This is a genomic window from Halomonas sp. KM007 (genome assembly GCF_050709225.1).
Taxonomy (GTDB): Bacteria; Pseudomonadota; Gammaproteobacteria; order Pseudomonadales; family Halomonadaceae; genus Vreelandella; species Vreelandella hamiltonii.
Window position 1 is genome coordinate 2,446,111 of record NZ_CP136131.1, and the last position, 22,064, is coordinate 2,468,174.

Sequence of the window (22,064 nt, forward strand, 5' to 3'; positions counted from 1 at the left end):
GACCGATGTCAGCTAGTTGCCAAAAGTCATCACTAAGTTACCAAACATTACATAATTTTTTACTACTCACCCCTAAAGGTTCTCCTCCTTAGGCCGTTAACTAATACAACGGCGCACACAGTGGCCGAAAAGCGGGCCTTCAAGGCCAGTGTTAACGCAAGGAGAATCACACCATGTCAGTGATCAATACCAACATCACCTCCATGATTGGCCAGTCCAATCTGAGCAAGAGCCAGAACGCGCTGCAGACCTCCATGGAGCGTCTCTCCTCCGGCCTGCGCATCAACAGTGCCAAGGATGATGCGGCCGGTCAGGCCATCGCCAACCGCATGTCCTCCCAGATCACCGGTCTGTCTCAGGCACAGCGTAACGCCAACGACGGCATCTCCGTCGCTCAGACTGCCGAAGGCGCGCTGAATCAGGTCAACGACAACCTGCAGCGTATTCGTGAACTGAGCGTCCAAGCTGCTAATGATACCAATTCTCAAGCTGACCTGGACTCTATCCAGGCAGAAATTGGTCAGCGTCTCTCAGAAATCGATCGTATTTCTAAAGAAACCAGCTTCAACGGTGTTAAAGTGCTTGCCTCTGATCAAGCGCTTTCTATTCAGGTCGGTGCCAATGACGGCGAAGCAATTGAAGTTAATCTGAAGGAAATTACTTCGGCGACATTAAACATGGATACCTTCAATGTTAATGGCGTCGAAGCTGCTGGGCTTACTGCTCTTGCAACTGGTGATTTCGTTGACGGAGATGGGGATGATGTTCCCGCCGGAAACTTGACGCTAACAGATGGCGGTGCGGGTACGGCCTTCACAGCAACAGGCCTTTCTCAAGATGATAAAGGTCAGTGGTACGTAACTGGCACTGACGCAGCTGGAGAAAGTGCTTATATTGCAGTAGATTCAACCACCTTTACAATTGGTGATGGTACTGCAGGTGCAGGTACCAATGACGGTACACTGACCGTGAACTTCAATTCTGATACTGCAGAAATTCTGGCAGAGAAAACCACATCTCCGTTAGCAGCTATTGATCAAGCCCTGAGTGATGTGGATACACTGCGTTCCGATCTGGGTGCCATCCAGAACCGCTTTGAGTCAGCCATCACCAACTTGCAGACCAACGAGACTAACCTCGCTGCTGCTCGTTCGCGCATCGAAGATGCTGACTATGCAAAGGAAGTGGCCAACATGACCCGCGCACAGATCCTGCAGCAGGCCGGTACTTCCGTTCTCGCTCAGGCTAACCAAGTTCCGCAGAACGTGCTGTCTCTGCTGGGTTAATGGGTTAGCTTTTAAGCTGATTGATCGATATATAACGGGGCCGAAAGGCCCCGTTTTTTAATTTTTAGGTGGATTTTTACATATGGATATAAGAATCAAGGTTGTTCGCATTAGTGATGGCTCGGTTGTCGTTGACTGGAAGTTTACTTATGTTAAGGAGGGGGACTTAGAATGCAACGTGGCAAAAGCAACTAGCGAAGCCAGGAAGATAGTGAACCAGCCTTTTGGTTTTTCTTTCGACATTAGTAAGGCTTAAGAAAGCTAAGAGTTAATTCCATGCTCGCTATGCAATGGAAGGAGTTAAGTGCTTGATCTAATATTTTCGTGTATTATCGATACGAGGGTCTCGGGCACGGATGGAACCATGGCAAGAAGGCGCTTTATTGGGCAAGAAAGTGTAAATTGTTAAATAAGTTTAAAATTTGTGGGTGATAAGCTAGAAAATTAGATTGGCTAATTATAAGAATGCAATAGTATGTCGTAAGTATGCTGAGGTGAAAAATGATAGAAGCGTTTATTGCAGCAGCCGTGGCTATTGTGTCAGCAGCCTGTGGTTGGTTTTTGAGTCATCGGTGGCAATCGAAAGCGTACCGGTTATCGGTTGATAATGAACGTGGTCATTGGAATGCCAATGTTGAGCAATGGGCGTGCCAAGTCATTGATATAATGACCAGGATTCACGACAACTTTAATAGATTAGAGTATAAAGAGGCTGTTGAGGTGTCGAGTGACCTTGCTATAAGGCTTTCGATATTGGTTGACCAAGGCAGATTGTATTTTCCAAATGTGATGCGTGATGTGTATGGTAAAGAGAAGCAAATATCCCGCCAAGGGTATAGAAGTGCGGTACTTGATCCTTTAGTCGCTGCAGTTAAAATCGCCAAAGGAACGGCGCCTAGCTTTGACGCGCTTGCTCTTAAAGAAGGGTATGGCGCTAATCAGTATTCTAAAGCGCTAAAGCTATATCAGAATGCCTTTTTGTCATTGATTGAAAGTGTGCTTTTGGTTAAAAAAACGCACGAAAGCTTGATTGATCGCCTTAATGAAACAGATGATAAAGCTAATGCAAAAAAATTGAAAAGCTTTCTTTTGCCTGAGAATGGTAACGGCCCTACCCCTCCTGGTGAAAGGTATTGGTTAGGCGAAGAAGGTGGTACGCCAGATGAGCGGGTAATATTTGAAAGTAAATAAGGATGCATAGGTCGCAGGCTAACCTTGGGGCGCCGCTATTGTTAAAGAAAGCGAGTATCTCAAGATGATGGCTAATTAAGATTTGGCAATGCGTTCACTTTTCAAAGCTTGTTCTTAATTTAATGTTTCATCGTTACCCTTTATCCTTGTAGGTTAACCAGCACCTTAGAATGCGCTGATTGTAAAATAGCGCTTGGTTTAATAAGATAAAAATTTTAAACTTATTAAGACATGGCATGTAAATGACTCAAACCAGCACCACCATCTCAGCCCGTGAGGTCATCAACGACCTCGTCCCCAAGCTCAAGGCGGTTGAAAAGCAGATCAAGCTGACGATCAGCGCCGTTGTGGAAGCCAGCGGCGCAGCACCTGAGAAAAAAGAGCGCTACGCCAAGCTGAAGGCGGAGTTCCAGTTGGAACTCACCATGATTCGTATGAACCTGGAGCATCTGCTAAAACGCTACCGTAACGAGCTGGAAGCGGCAATGAACGACCCGCGTAAAGATATGCTGCTCACCCTGGATGCGTATGAAGCCACCGCGGTTGAAAACGCCAAGCAGCTGTATGCGCGGGTACAACGCCTGCAGCAAGGCCATTAAGTGAGTATGCAGCCCGAGGAGCATGAACAAGTAGCGCTCGCGTTAGAAGCGCTGATTCGTGAAACCCAGGCAACGATAGCACGGGTAGAGCAACACGGGCTGGATGCTTCCATGCCAGAAGATTATCAGGCGCTGTTGGATATTTTAGACAGCGCTATCAAGCAGCAGCGCGAGCATACAATGGGGATGCTCAACAAAGAGTGACATAGCGTAACAGATAATTAGCTTGCAAATTTTCTGTCCTGGGCTAATGTTTCACGCATAAAAATAAAGCTTTGCTTTGCTTTGCTTTGCAAATAGAATGAGATGAAGGCGATGGATACGCAAACACTGGTATTGGTGGTGGCGATTGGTGCGCTTTGGCTAAGTTTTACTTGTGGGTGTGTAGCACTATATCTATTTCTGGTACGTGGAAGGGCGGGGGGCGTGCCTGTTGCCCAGGGGGCAGCTGTCGTTTCCAATGGTTCACTCTCTCCCCAGTCAGCACCGGTGTTACTCAATCAACAGAGCGCCGCTTGGGAGGTGCAAGTGCTGTTTGAAGCGCCCTCACCTGCGCTGAATGATCGCTTGGGCGTAACGCTGTCATCCCTGGGTGCGGTATACGAACAGCGCAGCAAAACCTTTGCCGTGACAGAGGATTCCTCGCGCACGCCGATCGTCATCGAAAATGCCGTAGGCGCTGGTCAGCTTCCCCCCTTAACCGAATCACCAGCGAGCCAACCGCCAGTCAAAGGGGTGAGCATTAAAATTGTTAAAAACAGCCGCACGCTAACGCCTAGCAAGCTCCAGCTAGCGAAGTTGGTATCGCTCTCTAAAAAGCTGGCGCGCTTAGGGGGCACGGTGGTCGATGCCGAACACCAACCGATTACCCCAGCAGGCTTTAATGCGGTAATTCAAGGGCAGGCGAGGGTTTAGCAAAAATCCGCGTAAACCCTCGCCCACTCGGGCGGGGATACAAGCGGGCAGCGCGATAGCGCTGCTGGGTTTGCGGTATGGGGCCCGGCGGCATAAGCTGTACATATATCCATGCATCAATGGCGCGCCATGCTGAAGGCTACGAAGTTACGACTCTACCCCACGACCGAGCAGGCGGAGTTCCTGAACCGCCAGTTCGGCGCGGTGCGCTTCGTCTATAACACCGGCCTTCGCATCATTTCCCATCGCCACAAGCGTCACGGCCAGTCGCTGAGCGCCAAGCACGACATCAAAAAGCTGCTGCCGGTGGCCAAGAAGTCGCGCAAATATGGGTGGCTGAAAGATGCCGATTCCATCGCCCTCCAGCAGGCGTGCTTGAACCTCGACCATGCTTTCCAGCGCTTCTTCGACCCCGTGAAGAAGGCCGGCTATCCGCGCTTCAAGAGCAAGCGGGGCAAACAATCCAGCTACCACTGCGTCGGCGCCAAGGCCGGCGACAACTGGATCAAGGTGCCCAAACTGGGGCCGATCAAGGCCAGGATGCATCGCCAGGTCGAGGGCAGGCTGAAAAGCATCACCCTGACCCGTACCGTCACCGGCAAGCACTACGCCTCGCTGCTCTTTGATACCGACCAGGCGACCCCCGTGCCGACCATGGACGTTGATACCTCTCGCGTCGTCGGACTGGACATGGGGCTATCCCATCTTGCTATCGACTCAAATGGCCGCAAGGTCGCCAATCCGCGCTTCCTCAAGCAGGCGCAGAAGAACCTCAAGCGCAAACAGCAGGCATTGTCACGCACGAAGAAGGGCAGCGCCCGCCGGCCAAGGCACGGTTACTCGTCGCCAAGGCGTATGAGCGGGTCGCCAATGCCCGCAACGACTTCCAGCACAAGCTCTCTCGACAGATCGTTGACGATAATCAAGCGGTGATCGTCGAGACGCTGAAGGTCCGCAACATGATGAAAAACACCTGCCTCGCCAAGCACATCGGCGATGCGTCCTGGCATGCCTTGATGACCAAGCTGGACTACAAGGCCAGGGAGCAGGGCAAGCATCTGGTCAAGATTGACCCGTGGTTTGCCAGCTCCAAGACCTGCCATGTCTGCCAGCACAAGATGGACGCCATGCCGTTGAACGTCCGGTCGTGGGAGTGCCCCGCCTGCCACACACAGCACGACCGGGACATCAACGCGGCGCTGAACATCAAGCATCAAGGCATTATCGAGCTGAAGGCGGAAGGGCTGTCCGTCTCTGCCCATGGAGGCTTGCGTAAGTCCGGCACATCGTCGGCAGCTGCCTGAGAAGTGGGAAGCCTCGCCCGTGGCGCGTCAGCGCTTAGGGCGGGGAGCAGTCACCAAAACCCCGCGTAAACCCTCGCCCAATCGGGCGGGGATATAAGCGGGCAGCGTGCTAGCGCTGCTGGGGGGTTGATCTTCGCCCCTTACTGTTTATTATGTATAAAAATACAGTTTTGAGCGGCACTGTGCGATGTTGAAAGCCACCAAAGTACGCCTCTACCCGACCCCTGAACAGGCAGCGTTTTTAAACGCTCAGTTCGGCGCGGTGCGGTTTGTGTACAACAAGGCATTGCATATCATCAGCACGCAGTACAAACGCCACGGCTTGAAGCTGAAAGCCAAAAAAGATCTCAAGCCGCTGCTAGCGGTGGCGAAGAAGTCCCGTAAGTATCACTGGCTCAAGGATTTTGACTCGATTGCGCTGCAGCAAGCGTGCATTAACTTGGATCGCGCCTTTCAGAACTTCTTTAACCCCCAGTTAAAAGCCCGCTATCCCCGTTTCAAGCGCAAGCACGGGAAGCAGTCCAGTTACCACTGCATGAGCGTCAGCGCGGGTGATAACTGGATCAAAGTGCCGAAGATGAAACCGATTAAAGCACGGCTTCACCGTGACATAACCGGCACACTGAAAAGCATCACCTTAACCCGTACCACCACCGGCAAATACTACGCTTCGGTGCTGGTCGAGGACGGCGTTGAGGCACCCGCACCGCTGCAAACCGTCGACACCGTGCTGGGGGTCGATATGGGCTTGACGCATTTGGCTATTGACTCCACTGGTCGCAAGGTCGCCAATCCTCGCTTCTTGAAGCGGGCGCGTGCCAACTTGCGGCGCAAGCAGAAAGCCCTTTCCCGCTGCCAGAAAGGCAGCAAGGGCCGTGCGAAAGCGCGCATCAAACTGGCTAAGGCGCACGAACGCTTGGCCAATGCCCGTGCTGATTTCCAGCACAACCTGTCCCGACAACTCATTGACGAAAACCAAGCGGTGGTGGTCGAGACCTTGAAAGTCAAAAACCTGCTGAAAAACCGCAAGTTGGCCAAACATATTGCCGATGCTAGTTGGTATAGCCTGATCCAAAAGCTGGCGTACAAGGCAGAAGCCCAAGGCAAGCATCTGGTCAAAATCGACCAGTGGTTCGCCAGCACTAAAACCTGTTCCTGCTGCGGCCACACGGTCGAACAGATGCCGCTAACGGTTCGCACTTGGGATTGTCCCCACTGCGGTACCCAAGGCATCGACCGAGACATCAACGCCGCGATCAATATCCGTCAGCAGGGTATTATCAAGCTACGAGCCGAAGGACTGTCGGCTCCTGCCAATGGAGGCTTGCGTAAATCCGGCCACGCGCCGGTTGCTGCCTAAGAAGTTGGAAGCCTCGCCCGTGGCGCACCAGCGCTTAGGGCGGGGAGCAGTCACCGCTGTATCTCTGCGTGCAGCTTGGCAATGTCTTCTAGGGCCAACCCGGTTGCCTCGGCAATCTGATCGTTACTCAGCACCCCAAGCTTCAGTAGGTTGCGCGCAGTTTTTTCGATGCCTAGGGTGCGTTAACAATTGCTGATGGAGATCGGGCTGATTTAGAATATCAGCATTTTTCGGTGATCTATGCCTCGGCTAATGCTACGTGATGACCAATGGGAGCGCATCGAGCACATGCTCCCCGGCAAAGCTTCAGATCGCGGGGTGACGGCCAAGGACAATCGCTTGTTCGTGGAAGCCGTCCTGTGGATCGCCCGGACAGGCGCTCCCTGGCGTGATCTGCCCGACGCCTTCGGTCGCTGGCACACTGTCTACATGCGCTATAACCGGTGGTCTAAGAAGGGGGTCTGGCAGCAGGTTATCGACACATTAGCCGATGATCCCGACATGGAGCAGCTGATGATAGATGGCAGTATCGTCAAAGTTCATCAGCATGGGGCGGCAAAAAAACGGCTCAGAGCACCGAAGCCATGGGGAAATCGCGTGGGGGATTGAGCACCAAGATCCACGCGGCGGTCGATGCCCTCGGCAACCCGGTACGGCTAATCCTCACACCGGGCCAAGCGTCTGAGTACGGAGCCGCCCCAGCGTTACTGGCGGGCTTTTCTCCAGCGGCGGTGCTTGGCGACAAGGGGTATGATTCCACCGCTTTGAGGGACATCATTCGAGCGGTGGGCGCCGAGCCGGTGATTCCGCCGAGAAAGAATCGCTTGGAATGCCCCGAGATAGATTGGCACTGTTACAAGGATCGCAACCTGGCAGAAAGGTTCTTCCAGAAAATCAAGCAGTTCAGGCGGCTGGCAACACGCTATGAGCGACTGGCGAGAAACTACCAGTCGCTACTCAACCTTGTATCCGCCGTCATATGGCTGGCCTAATTGTTAACGCTCCCTAGCTTTGTGCCTTTTTCAATTCCCGCTTGCCGTTCTTGCTGCGCCCAGTTTTCAAGATTTTCTGCCAACATGTCTTTGTCCTCCATCAAGCTTGTGAGCTGGTCCAGGTTTGCCTTGGCTCCTAGCCGCTGAAGATATCGTAGAACGCTTGACGCCCATCACATGGATCTAGGGTGTTGCCTGGAAAGCGAGCTTTGGCAGTATGAGTTAGTGCTTAATGTCGGTGCGTAGCTTTTCAACCTCTTCTACAGGCAGTTCTTCAATATCGGCGATGAGCTGGTCGCTCATTTCGGTGAGTGCAATGAGTTTGCGGGCAGCATTGCGTTTACTTTCCAGAGCACGGTGCTCCGCCTCTTGCAGGCCTTCTTGACGACCCGCTTGGCGCTCTTCCTGCATCCAGTTTTTAATGTTTTCAGCCAACATCTCTTTATCTTCGCAAGCCTGGGAGCGGGCCTGATTCGTTAAGACCGTTAATGTTTTAGCTCTGTTTGCAGTTTGGCAATGTCTTCTAGATCCAACCCTGTTGCCTCGGCAATCTGCTCGTTACTCAGCACCCCAAGCTTCAGTAGGTTGCGCGCAGTTTTTTCGATACCTAGCTTTGTGCCCTGTTCGATGCCTAGCTTTTTGCCCTGTTCGATGCCTAGCTTTGTGCCTTTTTCAATGCCCGCTTGGCGCTCTTGCTGCGCCCAGTTTTCAAGATTTTCAGCCAACATGTCTTTGTCCTCCATCAGGCTTGTGAGCTGGTCCAGGTTTGCCTTGGCTCCTAGCCGCTGAAGATATCGTTTGAGCCAGCGGGTGATAATGTTATCGATCCGCTCTTTATCAGGGGAGGCTTGTATGATGGCAACAATGCGATCAACGGCTTGCTGCAGCCCTTTCCTGTCGGCAGATGCCTTTTCAATACTGAACACGCCGCTCAGCGGTGTTGGGCGTAATCCCAGCTCTTCATCAGTATAGCGCCCTTCATCCACAAGGTAGTACCGTAGGTGTGGTTGATAGACTTGAAGAAAAGCTGGTGGTTCCGGGTACACCATGTCGTAGATATCCTGGCGTGCCGTCCAGCGCTCAGAGCCGTTGTACAGCACAATAGGCAGAATGGGTGGTAGCCCTTTGCTCGGTGTGGTGGTGCCATTCTTGAGCAGGTGGTCGTAAAAGCAGGCCACGTAGTGCATCAACCGGATGGGCATCGTGCGATCAACCGACGACTGAAACTCCAATAGGATGTAGAGATACACTTCTTGGGTGATACCCTCCCAGGTGATCTCCACCGACCACACCACGTCTTCGAATTTCTCCTCGAACAGGGGCGTGATGTAGTTGCCGCTGTGATTTTGCAGCGTCGAGAAATTCATCAGTTGGGCGATTTCTGGAGGTGCAAACCCTTCCATCAACTGTTGAACAAACTCAGGGTAGCTAAATAGCTCCTTGTAGCCGGTATCGTGCGGGTGATTAGCCATGCGTACTCCTGTCTAAATACACATGTTGTACCACTCTTTCATTGCTGGCTAAACCTAACTTAAAGCGTCTCCACGTCAAACGCAACTATCTGCCGTTGAACGCTTGAAAACTCAACGCCCACCAAGTGGATCGGCTTTCCGCTGGCGCGGTGTTTGTCGGCGTAGCCTTTGGCTTTAATCTGCTCTAGCGCTTTACCTTCGGGTAGCTGTTCAACCACTTTGAATTCAAACAGGTAGATATGGCCGTTAAAATCGACGCTCATATCGACTTTGCCGTGGTGGCTGGCGTCTTCCACCGTCACCTTTACACCTAGCGCAGCGAAATGGCTGTAGAACACGCTGGCATAGTGGCCTTCGTACTGGGCAATAGGATTGTTTCGGTACCAGTCGTGGGGCAAACCGGCATAGAGTGCTTTGAGGTGGATGCCTAGGCCCGCGAGATCATGAGCCTGTAGCAGGCGGAACAGCGTTAGTCGTTCCCGGGGTGGTTCTTGAAGGCCTAGTAGTGGCAAAAGCGCTTGGTTAAGGCTGATTTCTACTTCGCGGTTTGGGTAACCCAGTGTGTAAAGGCGGTAGCCTGTCATGGGTTCTTCGGTGGCGTGTACCGTTAGGTAACCCGTTTGGAATAGCAGCGCTTCTGTGGCGATATGGTCAACATCGAAGCGCCCCAGTAGCTCTGCTTCCGTCTGTAGTTGGCTGAGTGCGGGTGTAAACACTCCGCGTTGCGTCAGTACATCGACCAGGAACGTAGGAGTCGCGCTCTCAAACCAGTAGGGGCTGAAAATACGTTTTTGTAGTAATAGCAGTACGTCAAAGGGGTTGTATACGCTGGGCACATCCTGCCCACCCCAGCGGTAGCCGTTGTACCATCGGCGGATCTCGTCGCGGTCAAGCCCGGAAAGCTCGGGGGCAAATACGGTATCAATATCGTGGTCGGTATAGCCGCAAATATCCGCATATGGTGTATCTAGCGTAATGTCGTTGAGGTTATTTAACCCTGAAAACAGGCTGACCTTGCTGAACTTGGAGACGCCGGTGAGCAGCACGAAATGCAAATGGGGGTCGGCATCTTTCAGCACACTATAGAGATTTTTAAGCCCTTCACGCAGTTCGCGGGCTAATGCAGGGTTAAGCAGGTTATCCAAAATCGGTTTGTCGTATTCGTCAATCAGCACGACAACGCGTTGACCGGCGTGCGTGTGAGCTTGACGAAGTAGGTGCGCTAACTCACCGGCAATATCGGTATCATAGGTTAGCGTTAGTCCAAGCCGCTCACGTTCGGTGCGCAACTGGTCGCGGATACGTACGTCCAATTCCTGACGTGTTTGCATCACCCCGCTCCCAAAGCTTAAACGCACCACGGGGTAACGCTGCTGCCAGTCCCACTTATCGTAAATATATAGGCCTTCAAACAGTGCTTGGCGGCCTTCAAACAGGCAGCCTAACGTATCCAGCAATAGGCTTTTGCCAAACCGGCGCGGGCGAGAGAGGAAGTAGTATTTATTTTGGTTGGCCAGCTTCTCAATGAACGGTGTTTTATCGACATAGTAGTAGCCGCCTTCGCGAATATCGGAAAAGGTCTGAATCCCGATGGGCAGTTTACGGCGATGAGTAGCTGGCATGCTGTCCTCCAAGGGTGGCGCTGTGCAAACGATGGGTAGTCTAGCATGCGGAAGTGCGGGGAAGTTCGTGCTTAAGTGCCTATTCAAAATTAATCGCGTGATCAGTTCCGTAACCACCGAGGCACTCCTCGCAACGGTATATGCAAGCTGCCGTGCAGGCACATCTTACCCCGCCTCATTCACGAGGGTGCTGATCGAGCGGTCTGGAGGTACTGACTGGTGGCATCGCTTATCAGGATCGGCTTCTTCAGCGCGAGTGGCCGGTGAGTAATGCCAGAATGCCGACCTTTTCCCGCTTTCTTATAGCTATTTAGAATCAATTGCGGCCGTCCAAGCAGCCGTGATCGCCGACCGCCGCTCCGGTCGCTCGCTTTCTGATGCTGTGGTGGTCTCGCAGGAGCGTCAGCTCAGCGAGGCCAGCTTCGGCAGCCCCTTCAGCAGTGTCGGCCACCACTTGTCGGCAGCGGCGCCGAGGTGAACGGTGATTCGCCGAGCGTGCAGCCTCAGCGTGGCGGCTACCTTCAGCACCTGCTCGCGCATCCGGCTCAGGCTCCAGCCTTGCCGAGTTTGCCGCTCCAGCAGGCAGCGCAGGCCATGCAGGACCTGGTAGGCGTAGAGGCTCAGCAGCAGGCTCACCTCGTTGCGCGCCATCACATCCTGAACGGTGGAGGCGCCACGATCGGTCGACGAGAGGTGCACGTCGAGCGCCGACTTCACCTCGCCCATGTGCGCTTCGGCGCTGCCGCGCTTGCGATAGAGTGCCAGGACCTTCTCAGGCGGCCAGTCGAACTTGCCGAGGTTGGTGACCAGGAAGAAGGCATGCAGCACCAGGGTACGCAGCTGACTGGCCAGTGAGTGGCGGACGCGTAGCGGATTGCGGAGGTCGACCAGGTTGTCTTCCAGCGCCTCGATCACGCCGCTGTTGTCGAGGGCTTCACGCAGCAGCGCGCCGCTGTCGCTGGTGGTGCGCTGGCCGTCGAGCTCGACACGGACAGAGCCGTTGCAGGAGGGCGTCCAGGTGGATAGGCTTTCACCCATAGCGGATGGCTCTCTTGGTTCAGGTTCTTGACGGAACGTTCTGATTTCTCAAGAGAATACCATCCGCCATCTTCGTTTTCAGGCCGGCCTCGTGAATAAGCCGGGGGTATCAGAGGGTACGACACTCATCCTGACACCGGGGGTTATTGAGGCGAGCAAAACGCGCAAGCCCGCGAATTTTGGCTACATCGCCAAAATTCTCTTTGCACGCTGTAGAATCAATGAGGTAGATTCAATTTGGTGGCTATGAAACCTCAGTCATTGTGATGTCACGTTCATTGAGGTTTCATGGCAGGGCGTATAATCACTGTTGAACTAAACCGCTTCGCGGTAGCTGTTGACGAATCACGTTTTTCGCCTCATCGGGCCACACTATTGATTGACCCACGTGGGTCAATCAACAGGAGTGACGACGATGACTGCCCTGCGACAGAAGATGATCGCGGCCATGCGTCAGCGTGGCTTTGCGCAACGTACCCACAATACCTACCTGATGGTGGTCACTGATCTGGCACGTTATTTCCACCGTTCGCCAGACACGTTGAGTACCGACGACCTGCAACACTTCTTCAATCACCTGGTTCAGGAGCGCGGTTTGTCTGCCGCCAGTTGCCGTGTCTATCTGCACGGCGTGCGGTTCCTGTATTTGCACGTGTTGCAGTGGCCGTCGTTTGATGTGCCGCTCACCGTCCCCAAAAAACCGCAGCGGATTCCAGAACTGCTGACCCGCGACGAGGTTCGGCGGATCCTGGCCGCCTGCCAAAACGCCAAGCATCGCATGATGTTCGAACTGTGCTATGGCTGCGGATTGCGTGTGACCGAGGTCTGCCACCTGCGAGTTAGTGACATCGACAGCCAGCGTTACCAACTCCGTGTGACGCAGGGCAAGGGCGGCAAGGATCGTATGGTGTTACTACCCGTGACCCTGCTTGATCGCTTGCGCGATTACTGGCGCGCCTATCGGCCAGTCACATGGCTGTTCCCGAGCGCTCTGTTTCCCGATCAAGCCCTGCACGCCAGTGCGCCACAGAAGGCCTTTACCCAGGCCAAGCGTCTGGCCGGGGTCGAGCGGGTGGGTGGCATCCATAGTCTGCGCCATGCCTATGCCACCCATGTTCTGGAGCAAGGCCTGCCCGTCCATCAGCTCCAGCGACTACTGGGCCACCGTAACCTCCAGTCGACGATGCGCTACCTGCACTGGCTACCGAACCAGCAAGGGGGAGATCAGTGTCATATTGACCTGGTGGCCGCCCTGGAGGTGAGCCATGACTAAGGCCGCTACCTTGCAACAGGCATTGACCCGCTTTCTCGACCCAAGCGGTCTTGATCGCCAGCGCCAACGGGTGTGTACCCATCTGCTGGCCTGCCGAACGAAGGCGATGGGTGGGATGGTCTTACAGTGCTCTGACTGCGCTCATGTACAGCCACGCTACTTTGGCTGTCGTGATCGTCACTGTCCACAGTGTCAGGGCCGCGCCATGGCGCAATGGGCTGAGCGTCAGCAGGCCAATATGCTGCCGGTGCGCTATTACCACGTCGTATTCACGCTACCGCACAGTCTTAATGGCTGGGTTCAGCTTCATCCCGAGGTGATTCACCGATTGCTGTTCCAGAGTGCCTGGCAAACGCTGTGCACGTTTGCACGAGACCCAAAACGCCTCAACGGCGAAATGGGCATGATCGCGGTGCTTCACACCTGGGGCCAGAACCTGAGCCAGCATGTGCATCTGCATTGTCTGGTTCCAGGCGGTGCCTTGAGTGACGATGGCAAGTGGCATGAAGCGCGAAGCAACTACTTGTTCCCCGTGCGGGCCCTGTCACGCCACTTCCGTGGGCACATGGTGAGCGCTCTGCGCAAGGCCGCCCATGCTGGCGATCTCCACCGGGTTACCCGGCCCGGCGATGTCGATGCTCAATTGAACACACTGATGGCCACTGACTGGGTGGTTGACAGCAAGGACTGCCTTGAACACACCCAGGCGGTAGTACGCTACCTGGCGCGCTACACGCGCCAGATCGCCATCAGCAACGCACGTATCCTCGCCGTAGACGACCAGCAAGTGACCCTACGTTACAAGGATTACCGCGACCACGACCGACACAAGCAACTCATTCTGGATGGCGAGGAGTTCGTGCGTCGCTTCCTGCTCCACGTCCTGCCTAGGGGACTGATGCGAGTGCGGCATTACGGCTTTCTGGCCAATCGCTGCCGACGGCAACGTCTGGTACAGATCCGTCGAGCGCTAGCGATGGTTGACCAGGCCCCCCATGTCGATACAGCCGCCAGCGATGCGGAGCCGACCTACACCTGTCCACACTGCAAGCAGCCCACCTTACGGATGATCGGGACGCTCACACCCCAGCGCCCCCTCCATGATCAGCCGCCTAACGACAAGGAGCAACACTATCGAGCATGATGTAACGCCCTACGACAACAACAGACCTGGCTAACCGGCTCGCTAGCGAGTCATGGATAAGCTCGTCCCGATGATGGATTTTAGCCATCAGACGCGCTACATTGGGTTAAATTGGATTTGGAAGTGTCGACATAATGACGAAACGGACGATCAGAGCGCGTGCCCCCCGACCTGCCAATGCGCCGTTTGGCACCTCAGGCCACCTGTCAGTCAATACAATTCCCTATTAAATAGCCGCCTGATGGACGCGCCTTAGTCCAACAGGCATTTATTCGCCATGCTCCGCACGGCGAATAAATGCTTCACTGTTATGTGCATTGACACCCGATACGTTACAGGGTACATTTAGAGGATGATACGAAGCTTCAAACACAAGGGCTTGGCCAAATTTTTCAAGTCCGGCAGCACTGCAGGGATCCAGGCCGCTCATGCAAAGAGGCTTCGGCTTATTCTCGGTCGGCTTAATGCGGCTTCCGGCGCCAAAGATATGGACTTGCCGGGCCTTAGGCTCCACGAGCTTTCCGGCAGCCGGTCGGGAGTCTGGTCAGTGACGGTAAGCGGTAACTGGCGCGTGACATTCCGCTTTGAGGATGGAGACGCCGAGATAGTGAATTACGAAGATTATCACTGAGGTACTCCTATGTTGATGCACAACCCGCCCCATCCAGGTGAGGTCATACGAGAGCTGTGCCTAGAGCCTCTTGGCTTGTCTGTTACAGCAGCTGCGGAGGCGCTCGGGGTCAGCCGGAAAACGTTAAGCGCCGTTTTGAACGGCAAAGCCGGTATTAGCCCGGAAATGGCGATTAGGCTTTCTATTGCTTTTAATACCTCATCAGAGAGTTGGCTAACCCAGCAGTCTCAATATGAGCTTTGGCATGCAGAGCAACACCGTAAAGACCTTAGAGTCAAGAAGCTTGTCGCCGCATAGTAGAGCACATAACCAAGCCATCAAATGCGCTCCCTTCGGTCGCCGGACCTCGTTTCACTCGGCCGTTTATGGCGGGCGTTATGTTTTAAGGAGGAAATTTGAGCAAAATCGTTGGACGATGGCGCATTACCTGGATGGAAATGTGGGATCAAGAATTTGTTGACCTTGTTGAGCCTGGATATTTCCAGTTCGATGAAGATGGCCTTGGCTTCTTTGTGTTCGGAGCAGTCGAGGGCCAAATCGATTACCGCATTTCTGATGATGGAGCACGAGTCGAGTTTTCTTGGTCAGGAAATGATGATGGTCGCGAGAAATCGGGCCGTGGATGGTTCCGGCTTCTATCTTCACGTGCGGCAAAAGGGCACTTCTTCATCCACTGTGGGGACGAGTCGGCGGTTGAAATCGAACATCAAACATAACCAGACCATGCACCGGATGCCAAAACCTCTGCTTCGCGCCGGTTTTGCCACCGGTGATGGCGGGCGTTAAAGCGAAAAACCGAGTCGTGGAACCCGGCACCCATCCGTGTCAAAATTGAGTGTTACCCGAACGAGAGGTTTTTGCCATGAATCTTCAGAAAATTGAAGACGAGGCGCTCCACCTTCCTAAAGAGGAGCGAGCACAATTGATCCAGCGACTGGTATTAAGTCTGGAGTTTCCGTCAGAAGAAGAGCTCAGGTCCGATTGGTTGCTCGAGGCTCGGCGTAGAGGCGAAGAGCTGGATAATGGCACTGTTCAGGCTGTGCCTGGTGAGGCTGTCATGAGGAAGGCTAGAGCACTGATCAAATGACCTATTCTTTTCACCCGGCAGCGGAAGCCGAGTTTCTGGAATCAGTTGGTTATTACGAATCAAAAGTTCCGGGATTGGGTGGTGCCTTCATAGAGGAATTTGAGGCCCTGGCCAATTTAGTTGGCGAGTCACCAAAAGCCTGGCAAGTTGAGTTGCCGCCAGATATTCGTAGAGCGCCCCTTCACAGATTTCCGCTATCCATCGTTTACCGAGAGAAGCCTGATGGTTTTCAAGTTCTGGCTGTTGCCCATGACCGGCGACGTCCGCAGTACTGGCTTGGCAGGCTTTAACAATCGGCTGCACAGCGACCGACTTTCCACCGCTTCGCGGCTCCAAACCGGCGCGTGAGCCGGGCGTTAGCACCTCAGGCCCGACGGCTGTCGTTCACGTCGTCCGCAAGCCAAGCCTTGATCAGTGATTGATAGGGCATGTCCCGCTTGTTGGCTTCGATTTTGATCCGATCAAGCAAGGTTTCCGGCAGCCGGAGTGAGATCGTCTTGGTTGAGGGTTTCAGCTTCGGGAACGATGCCGGCTTGGCCTGACTCCAATCCAGATAGTCTGTGGAATCGTGGGTTTCCCAGAATTTTCGCTCTTCGGCTTCAGTTTTAAATTCAGGCATCTTTTTTAGCTTGCTCATAAATAACCCTCTCTTTACGGTGCATGTCGCGAGCGGAAATCACTCTGACCAGCGTACCGTTCTGCCTTAGTGTGAACGTAATGTGGAGCAGTCTCTCATCATCCGTTACACCAAGGGCATGAAAACGAGCCTCAGTCTGGCTGTGCTTGGAGTCATCCAGCACCAGAAGCGGCTCGTTAAAGAAAATTTCTTCCGCTTCGGACTGGTTTACACCGTGTTTCTCCGCGTTTTTGCGGGAGTTGCCTTGGTCCCAGTCAAAGCCAGTAACTTGTGCCCAGTTGATCATGTAGGTATATTATCAGCATATACGCTGTCGTCAACAAGTGCTAACCAATGCAGGCACGGCGACGCCCTTTACATTGCGCCTTCGGCTCCATTTCAAGGGCGCGCGTACTGCGGGCGTTATCCCGCCTCATTCACGAGGGCTCTGATCGGGCAGTCTGAAGCTACGTGCCATCGGCATTGCTCGTAAGGATCCGTATTTCCGGCGTGAGCGCCTGCTTCGTAATGCCCGAACACTGCGTTTCTTTCGCCGATTTAGAACCTCCAGGAATTAATCTCGACCTTCAAAGCAGCCGTGATCGCCGACCGCCGCTCCGGTCGCTCGCTTTCTGATGCTGTGGTGGTCTCGAAGGAGCAGCGCCAGGTCGTGGCCTTCGAGGTGAAGGAGGCGCGGCAACGATGAGCGTGGGGGGTCGTGGTAGCATTATGTTCCCCGTAATATCGACCTCAAGGAGCCAATATGTCGGAGCGTTATCCTGAAGACCCTGCCCTGGATCTGTACTTGGCTCTGATGGAAGTGGATTGGCCGACTGCCTTTGATGCCGCCACCCTATCGCGTGGGTTGGGCTATGCCCACAAGGGGCGTGTGCATGATGGGTTCAACCTGCAGGTCGGCAGTGACATGCTGGGAATCTTCGGGCGCGTTGCCGGTAGCCGCAAGCAGGCCTACATGACCCGGGTTTACCTTGACCCAAGGGGGCTCGAGAAAGGGCTCTTTACCCTTTGCAACTGCCCGGTCGGTGTTCGCTGCAAGCATGCGGTGGCGCTGATCGAGACGTTCATGGGCCAGGTGGCTGAAGGGGAGAGCACCTTGCAGGAGCAAAGCCCTGAGCCGTCTCCCGGTTCGCCCCCTGCGCCGCCGCTTGCCAAGCGCTCGTCGTCGGCCGAACTGGCGTCGGCCAAGCGCGAGCGCCTGAAGCGCGACTGGGAAGCGTGGCTGAAGCGGGCGGGTCGGCCTGCCTTGCAGGAGGAGCCAGAAGGGCGGCGCGTCGGCGACGAGTATCGCCTCGCCCTGTTTCTGAGCGCGCCCGGTGGCTATCGTGAGCCGGTGCTGCGGGTGGTGCCGGTGTGGGTGCGTCCGTCGCGCCAGAGCCGTCGCCACTCGGGGTGGGTGGCGCCACGGATCATCGAGGCGGCCTCCGACCTGGTGCCAGTGCCCGAGGGTGGTTGGCCTGCGGCCCAGGAGGAGGCCCTGACACTGCTTTTGCACGGCCCTCAGGAGTCCACTTTGGTGTCAGGTCAGATGCGCCGTGCGGCGGTCATCGACCAGCCACTGCAGGGGCGGGCGCTGTGGAATCTGCTTGAAGGCGATGAGCCCCCACTGCTGTTCCATGAAAAGCAGACGGGCCCCGTTCTTGAACTGGGCCCTGCCGGGCAGCTGGCGCCTCGCTGGCAGGCGGATGAAGAGGGGGTACAGCATCTGGCGCTGGATACGCAGCCAGAAGGATTGCTCTCGCAAACGGCGCTTGTGCTGCGTAGTGGGCGCGAGTTGTGCTACCTGGACGTTGAGCAGGGCTTGTTCGGCCGCCTGGCCGGTAGTCCCGAGTGGCTTAAAAGGGTGGCGCAGGCGCCGCCGCTACCCCCCGAGATGAGTGGCTGGTTGAGTGAGCGCCTGGGTGAGGCGCCGGCACTGGCCGAGACATTGCCGGCGCCGCATCAGGTCGAGGAGCGCCAGCTGGATGATGTGGCGCCGCGGCTCAAGGTCACCATGCAGGTAGCCGCAGGTCAGCTGGGCTTTCGTGACGGTGCACCTCTGCCGCGCTGGGTGGAAGTCGGTGCGGCGGTGGTGGGGCTTGACTATGCCGGTATCGAGGTGGTCCCGGAGCCTGGCGACTGGGTGCAGGGGTACCGTGATGGCCAGCGACTCAGGATCAAGCGCGATGCCGAGGCGGAGTTGGCGCTGGTGCGCGGGCTGCCATCGGGCATGATCACCCTGGAGCTGCTGCGCGAGGCCGAGCTGGTGCCGGCTTATCTGAAGCTGCCTGACTGGTCGCTGCTGCTGCCGAATGCCGAGGGTCCTCCGGCCACGATCCTCGAATGGTCGACCCACCTGGCCGGCCCCGATGAGTGGTGGGAGATGATCGCCCGGCTGCGCCAGGCGGGTTGCCTGGTTCACTTCAGCGATGACTTTCCCGAAGAACCCACCTATGTGGAGCCGGACGATTGGTACGGCGAGCTGGAGCCGGCCGGCAACGGCTGGTTCGACCTGGCGCTGGATATCGAGGTGGAGGGCGAACGCCTCAACCTGCTGCCGATCCTGCGCCGCCTGTTTCGGGATCCCGGCTTTCCGCTGGAGCCGGCCGCTGATGAACCAGAGGACGCCAGCTGGACGCTGGCCCTGCCGGAGAATCGCCGCCTGGTGATGCCGCTCTCGCGCCTGCGCTCGCTGATGGCGCCCATCCTCGACTGGTTGAATGATGAGAGCGACCCCGAGGCGGCGGTGCGCCTGCCGAGCACTGCCGCCGAGAAGGTGGCGCCCCTGGCCGAGCACGAGCGCTGGGCGGGGCGAGACGACGTGACCAAACTGGCCCGGCGCCTGCGCGAGCTGCCCGCCAGCCTGCCGGTACCGTCGGGCTTTGTTGGCGAGCTGCGTGACTACCAGGCCCGAGGCATCGCCTGGATGCGCTTTCTCTCCGAGCTGGGCTCCGGCGGCATCCTGGCCGACGATATGGGCCTGGGCAAGACCGTCCAGGTATTGGCGCATGTGCTCGATGAGCGCGCCCGCGGGGCGCTGACCGGCCCGACCCTGGTGGTGGCGCCCACCAGCCTGGTGGGCAACTGGTGCGCTGAGGCTGAACGCTTCGCCCCCGAGCTCAACGTCGTCGCCCTGCAGGGGGGGAGGGCTCAGCGCGAGCGCCAGTTCGAGGAGGCGCTTCCCGGTGCCGACCTCGCGGTGACCACCTATGCGTTGCTGATCCGCGATCTCGAACGCCTGCGCGAGCACGACTTCGGCCTGCTGGTGCTGGACGAGGCCCAGGCGATCAAGAACGCCGCCAGCCAGACCGCGCGGGCGGTGCGCGAGCTCAATGTGGCCCGCGCCATCGCCATGACCGGCACGCCACTGGAGAACCACCTGGGTGAGCTGTGGGCGCAGCTCGATGCGGTGGCCCCGGGCGCCCTGGGCAGCCAGCAGTGGTTCGGTCAGCGCTTTCGCACCCCCATCGAGAAAGAGGGCGACGTCGACCTGCGAAAGCACCTCTCCCGGCGCATCGCCCCGCTGATGCTGCGCCGGACCAAGCAGCAGGTACTCGCCGAGCTGCCGGAGAAGACCGAGACCCGTCGTGAGGTTACCCTGAGCGGCGCCCAGCGCGAGCTCTACGAGAGCCTGCGCCTGGCCCAGCACCAGCGGGTGCAGCAGGCGGTGGCCGAGCGTGGCCTGGCCGCTTCCGGCATCGTGATGCTCGATGCGCTGCTCAAGCTGCGCCAGGTGTGCTGCGACCCGCGGCTGGTCAAACTGGAGAGTGTGCGCAAGACCAAGCGCTCGGCCAAGCTGGAGCAACTGCGCGAACTGGTGGGGCCCTTGGTGGAGGAGGGGAGGCGCATCCTGATCTTCTCCCAGTTCACCGAGATGCTCACGCTGATCGGTGAGGCCCTGGAGAAGGACGGCATCCCCTTCACCACCCTGACCGGCGACACGCCGGGCAAGACCCGCACGCAGCGGGTGGCGCTGTTTCAGCAGGGCGAGATCCCGGTATTTCTGATCAGCCTCAAGGCCGGCGGTACGGGCCTGAACCTCACCGCCGCGGACACCGTGATCCACTACGATCCCTGGTGGAATCCGGCGGTGGAGGCCCAGGCCACCGGCCGCGCCCACCGCATGGGCCAGCAGAACCCGGTGTTCGTCTATAAGCTGGTATGCGCCGGCACCGTGGAGGAGCGCATCCTCGACCTGCAGGCGCGCAAGGCCGATCTCGCCGCCTCGATCCTTGAGGGTGGCGCCGAGCACAAGAGCGACGGCCCGCTGTTCGACGAGGAGGATCTGGCGCTGCTCTTTGCCCCGGTGGTTTAGATACCATCTCTCATAGGCGGCCACAAATGTCCCATCAGGCAGTTTGTGGCCGACAACTACCCCACCCAACCGGCCATTTTAATTATCGCCAAGCGGCCAAAGTAGTTGACAATAAAGAGCCATGGTCCAATCACTCGCTCATCCGGTCGTCGCGTTCACGCATGAGCCAATAGGTCAGGCCCAAGGCCAGTATCGTCCCCGCCAGGGCGGCCAGTTTGGCAGGATCAATGTCGGGGTCAAGGATGATGAACTTGCGGGCCAGTGCCAGAATCGCGATCAGAATGACGGTCTTGACCTGGATGATGCTTTCCTTACGCAGCGCCACTTTGACGATCGAATGCTTGAATTCCATCGCGATCAGCAGCGTCATGGTGGCACCGAATACCAGCTGAAAAGCCTCATGATCCGTTGGATTCAGTGCATCCATGACGAGTAGCGTGAAGACGAGCCGAATCAACTGAATCAGCGACACCACGATGATGACGGCAATGACCGCCGACAGAACGAGGGCGACAACCTGCTCGAAGCGCTCGTAAAACGTCATCAACCGCCACTGGGAGCGCATCTCGTCAAGGGTCGTGTGGCCAGGTTCTTTATGCATAAGCGTTGCTCTCTCTTTCAATGAAACGTTAATGGAACGGGGAGTGCGAGAAGACGACTCGATCAGCCTCTTGCACGTCCACCCTTTGCCCCGCATATCCGGGACTGCACTGATCGTCAGCAGCGCGGCAAACTGACTGCCGTTCTTGCGTCGGCACCAGAGCTCTCCGTGCCAGTAGTCGTGCTCAAGCAGAGCCTGCCAAACGGTCTGATAGAACTCATCGTCATAGCGATCGGACTCGAGCAGACGAGGTGTCTGACCCAGATCTCCCGACCGTCTGGAAACTGCACTCGGTACTCGTCATGCCAAAGCGCGAGTGACTGCCCCGACGCCTGCATGGTTTCATGCACACGGTCGCGGTCTTCAGGGTGAATGCACTGCAGGAATCGCTCGAAGGCTATTGGCGCACCAACATCCAGGCCGAGCACGCGGCAGGCTTCATCGGAGCAAGTGAGGAGTTGCGAGCCAAGATTGAGATGCCAACTGCCAGAAAGGGCATTCTGGTTAATCTGGTTGCCGTGTCGGGCTGAGATTTGAGGCGTCTCGTTCAAAGGTGACGCTCCTTAGGGGTGAAACAGAGGTTCCAAAGCTTCTGCAACTCGGAGCGCATTTCGTCAAAGA

General features: G+C 56.2%; 22 protein-coding genes and 3 pseudogenes. 17 read left to right on the plus strand and 8 right to left on the minus strand.

Translation table 11 applies throughout. From position 1 onward, the window contains the following. Window positions 1–173 precede the first annotated feature (173 nt). From RVM27_RS11530 to RVM27_RS11565, 8 genes and pseudogenes are all read left to right on the plus strand, one after another. The gene (locus tag RVM27_RS11530; RefSeq protein ID WP_498939045.1) at window positions 174–1,286 is read left to right on the plus strand and encodes a flagellin family protein; all 1,113 of its coding nucleotides are present in this window, start codon (window positions 174–176) and stop codon (window positions 1,284–1,286) included. Between the two features lie 501 nt (window positions 1,287–1,787). Next, window positions 1,788–2,477 (plus strand): hypothetical protein, encoded by a 690-nt coding sequence (locus RVM27_RS11535; protein ID WP_498956642.1) that lies wholly within the window; start codon window positions 1,788–1,790, stop codon window positions 2,475–2,477. Between the two features lie 242 nt (window positions 2,478–2,719). After that, window positions 2,720–3,076 carry a hypothetical protein gene (locus RVM27_RS11540; protein ID WP_498956643.1) on the plus strand — a complete coding sequence of 119 codons (357 nt, stop codon included), beginning with the start codon at window positions 2,720–2,722 and terminating at the stop codon, window positions 3,074–3,076. Between the two features lie 6 nt (window positions 3,077–3,082). Beyond that, window positions 3,083–3,280: a hypothetical protein gene (locus RVM27_RS11545; RefSeq protein WP_498957772.1), complete on the plus strand. Its 198-nt coding sequence runs from the start codon at window positions 3,083–3,085 to the stop codon at window positions 3,278–3,280. A gap of 324 nt (window positions 3,281–3,604) precedes the next feature. Then, complete coding sequence (locus RVM27_RS11550) at window positions 3,605–3,991, plus strand: hypothetical protein (RefSeq protein WP_498956644.1); 387 nt, start codon at window positions 3,605–3,607, stop codon at window positions 3,989–3,991. Window positions 3,992–4,120: 129 nt separating this feature from the next. Beyond that, window positions 4,121–5,295 (plus strand): annotated as a pseudogene (locus tag RVM27_RS11555) (RNA-guided endonuclease InsQ/TnpB family protein). Window positions 5,296–5,482: 187 nt separating this feature from the next. Beyond that, entirely contained in the window at window positions 5,483–6,655 is a 1,173-nt protein-coding gene (locus tag RVM27_RS11560) for an RNA-guided endonuclease InsQ/TnpB family protein (RefSeq protein WP_498956645.1), read from the plus strand. 288 nt (window positions 6,656–6,943) lie between these two features. Next, window positions 6,944–7,647, plus strand: a pseudogene (locus tag RVM27_RS11565) (IS5 family transposase). A gap of 222 nt (window positions 7,648–7,869) precedes the next feature. Here RVM27_RS11565 and RVM27_RS11570 read toward each other — a convergent pair. From RVM27_RS11570 to RVM27_RS11585, 4 genes and pseudogenes are all read right to left on the minus strand, one after another. After that, window positions 7,870–8,085: an RpnC/YadD family protein gene (locus RVM27_RS11570; RefSeq protein WP_498939032.1), complete on the minus strand. Its 216-nt coding sequence runs from the start codon at window positions 8,083–8,085 to the stop codon at window positions 7,870–7,872. 47 nt (window positions 8,086–8,132) lie between these two features. Further along, window positions 8,133–9,119, minus strand: a complete 987-nt coding sequence (locus tag RVM27_RS11575) for an RpnC/YadD family protein (RefSeq protein WP_498939030.1) — start codon at window positions 9,117–9,119, stop codon at window positions 8,133–8,135. Between the two features lie 59 nt (window positions 9,120–9,178). Next, complete coding sequence (locus RVM27_RS11580; RefSeq protein WP_498941752.1) at window positions 9,179–10,741, minus strand: ATP-binding protein; 1,563 nt, start codon at window positions 10,739–10,741, stop codon at window positions 9,179–9,181. Window positions 10,742–11,143: 402 nt separating this feature from the next. Then, a pseudogene (locus RVM27_RS11585) lies at window positions 11,144–11,572 on the minus strand (transposase); the annotation flags it as partial. 622 nt (window positions 11,573–12,194) lie between these two features. Between RVM27_RS11585 and RVM27_RS11590 the strand changes: the two are divergent. From RVM27_RS11590 to RVM27_RS11620, 7 genes are all read left to right on the plus strand, one after another. After that, complete coding sequence (locus RVM27_RS11590; protein WP_498956646.1) at window positions 12,195–13,052, plus strand: tyrosine-type recombinase/integrase; 858 nt, start codon at window positions 12,195–12,197, stop codon at window positions 13,050–13,052. Further along, on the plus strand, window positions 13,045–14,196 hold the full coding sequence (locus RVM27_RS11595; RefSeq protein WP_498938785.1) for an IS91 family transposase: 1,152 nt from the start codon (window positions 13,045–13,047) through the stop codon (window positions 14,194–14,196). The genes RVM27_RS11590 and RVM27_RS11595 overlap by 8 nt, the downstream gene beginning before the upstream one ends. A 352-nt stretch (window positions 14,197–14,548) precedes the next feature. Continuing rightward, complete coding sequence (locus tag RVM27_RS11600; protein WP_498939028.1) at window positions 14,549–14,827, plus strand: type II toxin-antitoxin system RelE/ParE family toxin; 279 nt, start codon at window positions 14,549–14,551, stop codon at window positions 14,825–14,827. Between the two features lie 9 nt (window positions 14,828–14,836). Further along, entirely contained in the window at window positions 14,837–15,124 is a 288-nt protein-coding gene (locus RVM27_RS11605) for a HigA family addiction module antitoxin (protein WP_084173268.1), read from the plus strand. Between the two features lie 98 nt (window positions 15,125–15,222). After that, on the plus strand, window positions 15,223–15,543 hold the full coding sequence (locus tag RVM27_RS11610; RefSeq protein ID WP_197709111.1) for a hypothetical protein: 321 nt from the start codon (window positions 15,223–15,225) through the stop codon (window positions 15,541–15,543). A 146-nt stretch (window positions 15,544–15,689) separates the two neighbouring features. Continuing rightward, window positions 15,690–15,914: an addiction module protein gene (locus RVM27_RS11615; RefSeq protein WP_498939026.1), complete on the plus strand. Its 225-nt coding sequence runs from the start codon at window positions 15,690–15,692 to the stop codon at window positions 15,912–15,914. After that, window positions 15,911–16,204, plus strand: coding sequence for a type II toxin-antitoxin system RelE/ParE family toxin (locus RVM27_RS11620; RefSeq protein ID WP_058578213.1), 294 nt, complete (start codon window positions 15,911–15,913; stop codon window positions 16,202–16,204). The genes RVM27_RS11615 and RVM27_RS11620 overlap by 4 nt, the downstream gene beginning before the upstream one ends. A gap of 74 nt (window positions 16,205–16,278) precedes the next feature. Here the strand turns inward: RVM27_RS11620 and RVM27_RS11625 are convergent, their stop codons facing one another. Together RVM27_RS11625 and RVM27_RS11630 are read right to left on the minus strand one after the other, a co-directional pair. Next, complete coding sequence (locus RVM27_RS11625) at window positions 16,279–16,551, minus strand: BrnA antitoxin family protein (protein WP_498939024.1); 273 nt, start codon at window positions 16,549–16,551, stop codon at window positions 16,279–16,281. Further along, window positions 16,526–16,837: a BrnT family toxin gene (locus RVM27_RS11630; RefSeq protein ID WP_498956647.1), complete on the minus strand. Its 312-nt coding sequence runs from the start codon at window positions 16,835–16,837 to the stop codon at window positions 16,526–16,528. The genes RVM27_RS11625 and RVM27_RS11630 overlap by 26 nt, the downstream gene beginning before the upstream one ends. Window positions 16,838–17,293: 456 nt before the next feature. Here RVM27_RS11630 and RVM27_RS11635 point away from each other — a divergent pair, with 456 nt between their 5' ends. Continuing rightward, entirely contained in the window at window positions 17,294–20,842 is a 3,549-nt protein-coding gene (locus tag RVM27_RS11635) for a DEAD/DEAH box helicase (protein ID WP_498956648.1), read from the plus strand. A gap of 130 nt (window positions 20,843–20,972) precedes the next feature. Here RVM27_RS11635 and RVM27_RS11640 read toward each other — a convergent pair whose 3' ends face one another. Further along, window positions 20,973–21,443, minus strand: coding sequence for a phosphate-starvation-inducible PsiE family protein (locus tag RVM27_RS11640; RefSeq protein ID WP_287808855.1), 471 nt, complete (start codon window positions 21,441–21,443; stop codon window positions 20,973–20,975). 116 nt (window positions 21,444–21,559) lie between these two features. Further along, window positions 21,560–21,871, minus strand: coding sequence for a PAS domain-containing protein (locus RVM27_RS11645; RefSeq protein ID WP_498957773.1), 312 nt, complete (start codon window positions 21,869–21,871; stop codon window positions 21,560–21,562). On the opposite strand from RVM27_RS11645, the gene RVM27_RS11650 reads away from it, so the two are divergent. Further along, window positions 21,788–21,973 carry a hypothetical protein gene (locus RVM27_RS11650; RefSeq protein ID WP_287808854.1) on the plus strand — a complete coding sequence of 62 codons (186 nt, stop codon included), beginning with the start codon at window positions 21,788–21,790 and terminating at the stop codon, window positions 21,971–21,973. The two genes, RVM27_RS11645 and RVM27_RS11650, sit on opposite strands and share 84 nt — an antisense overlap. Window positions 21,974–22,064 lie beyond the last annotated feature (91 nt).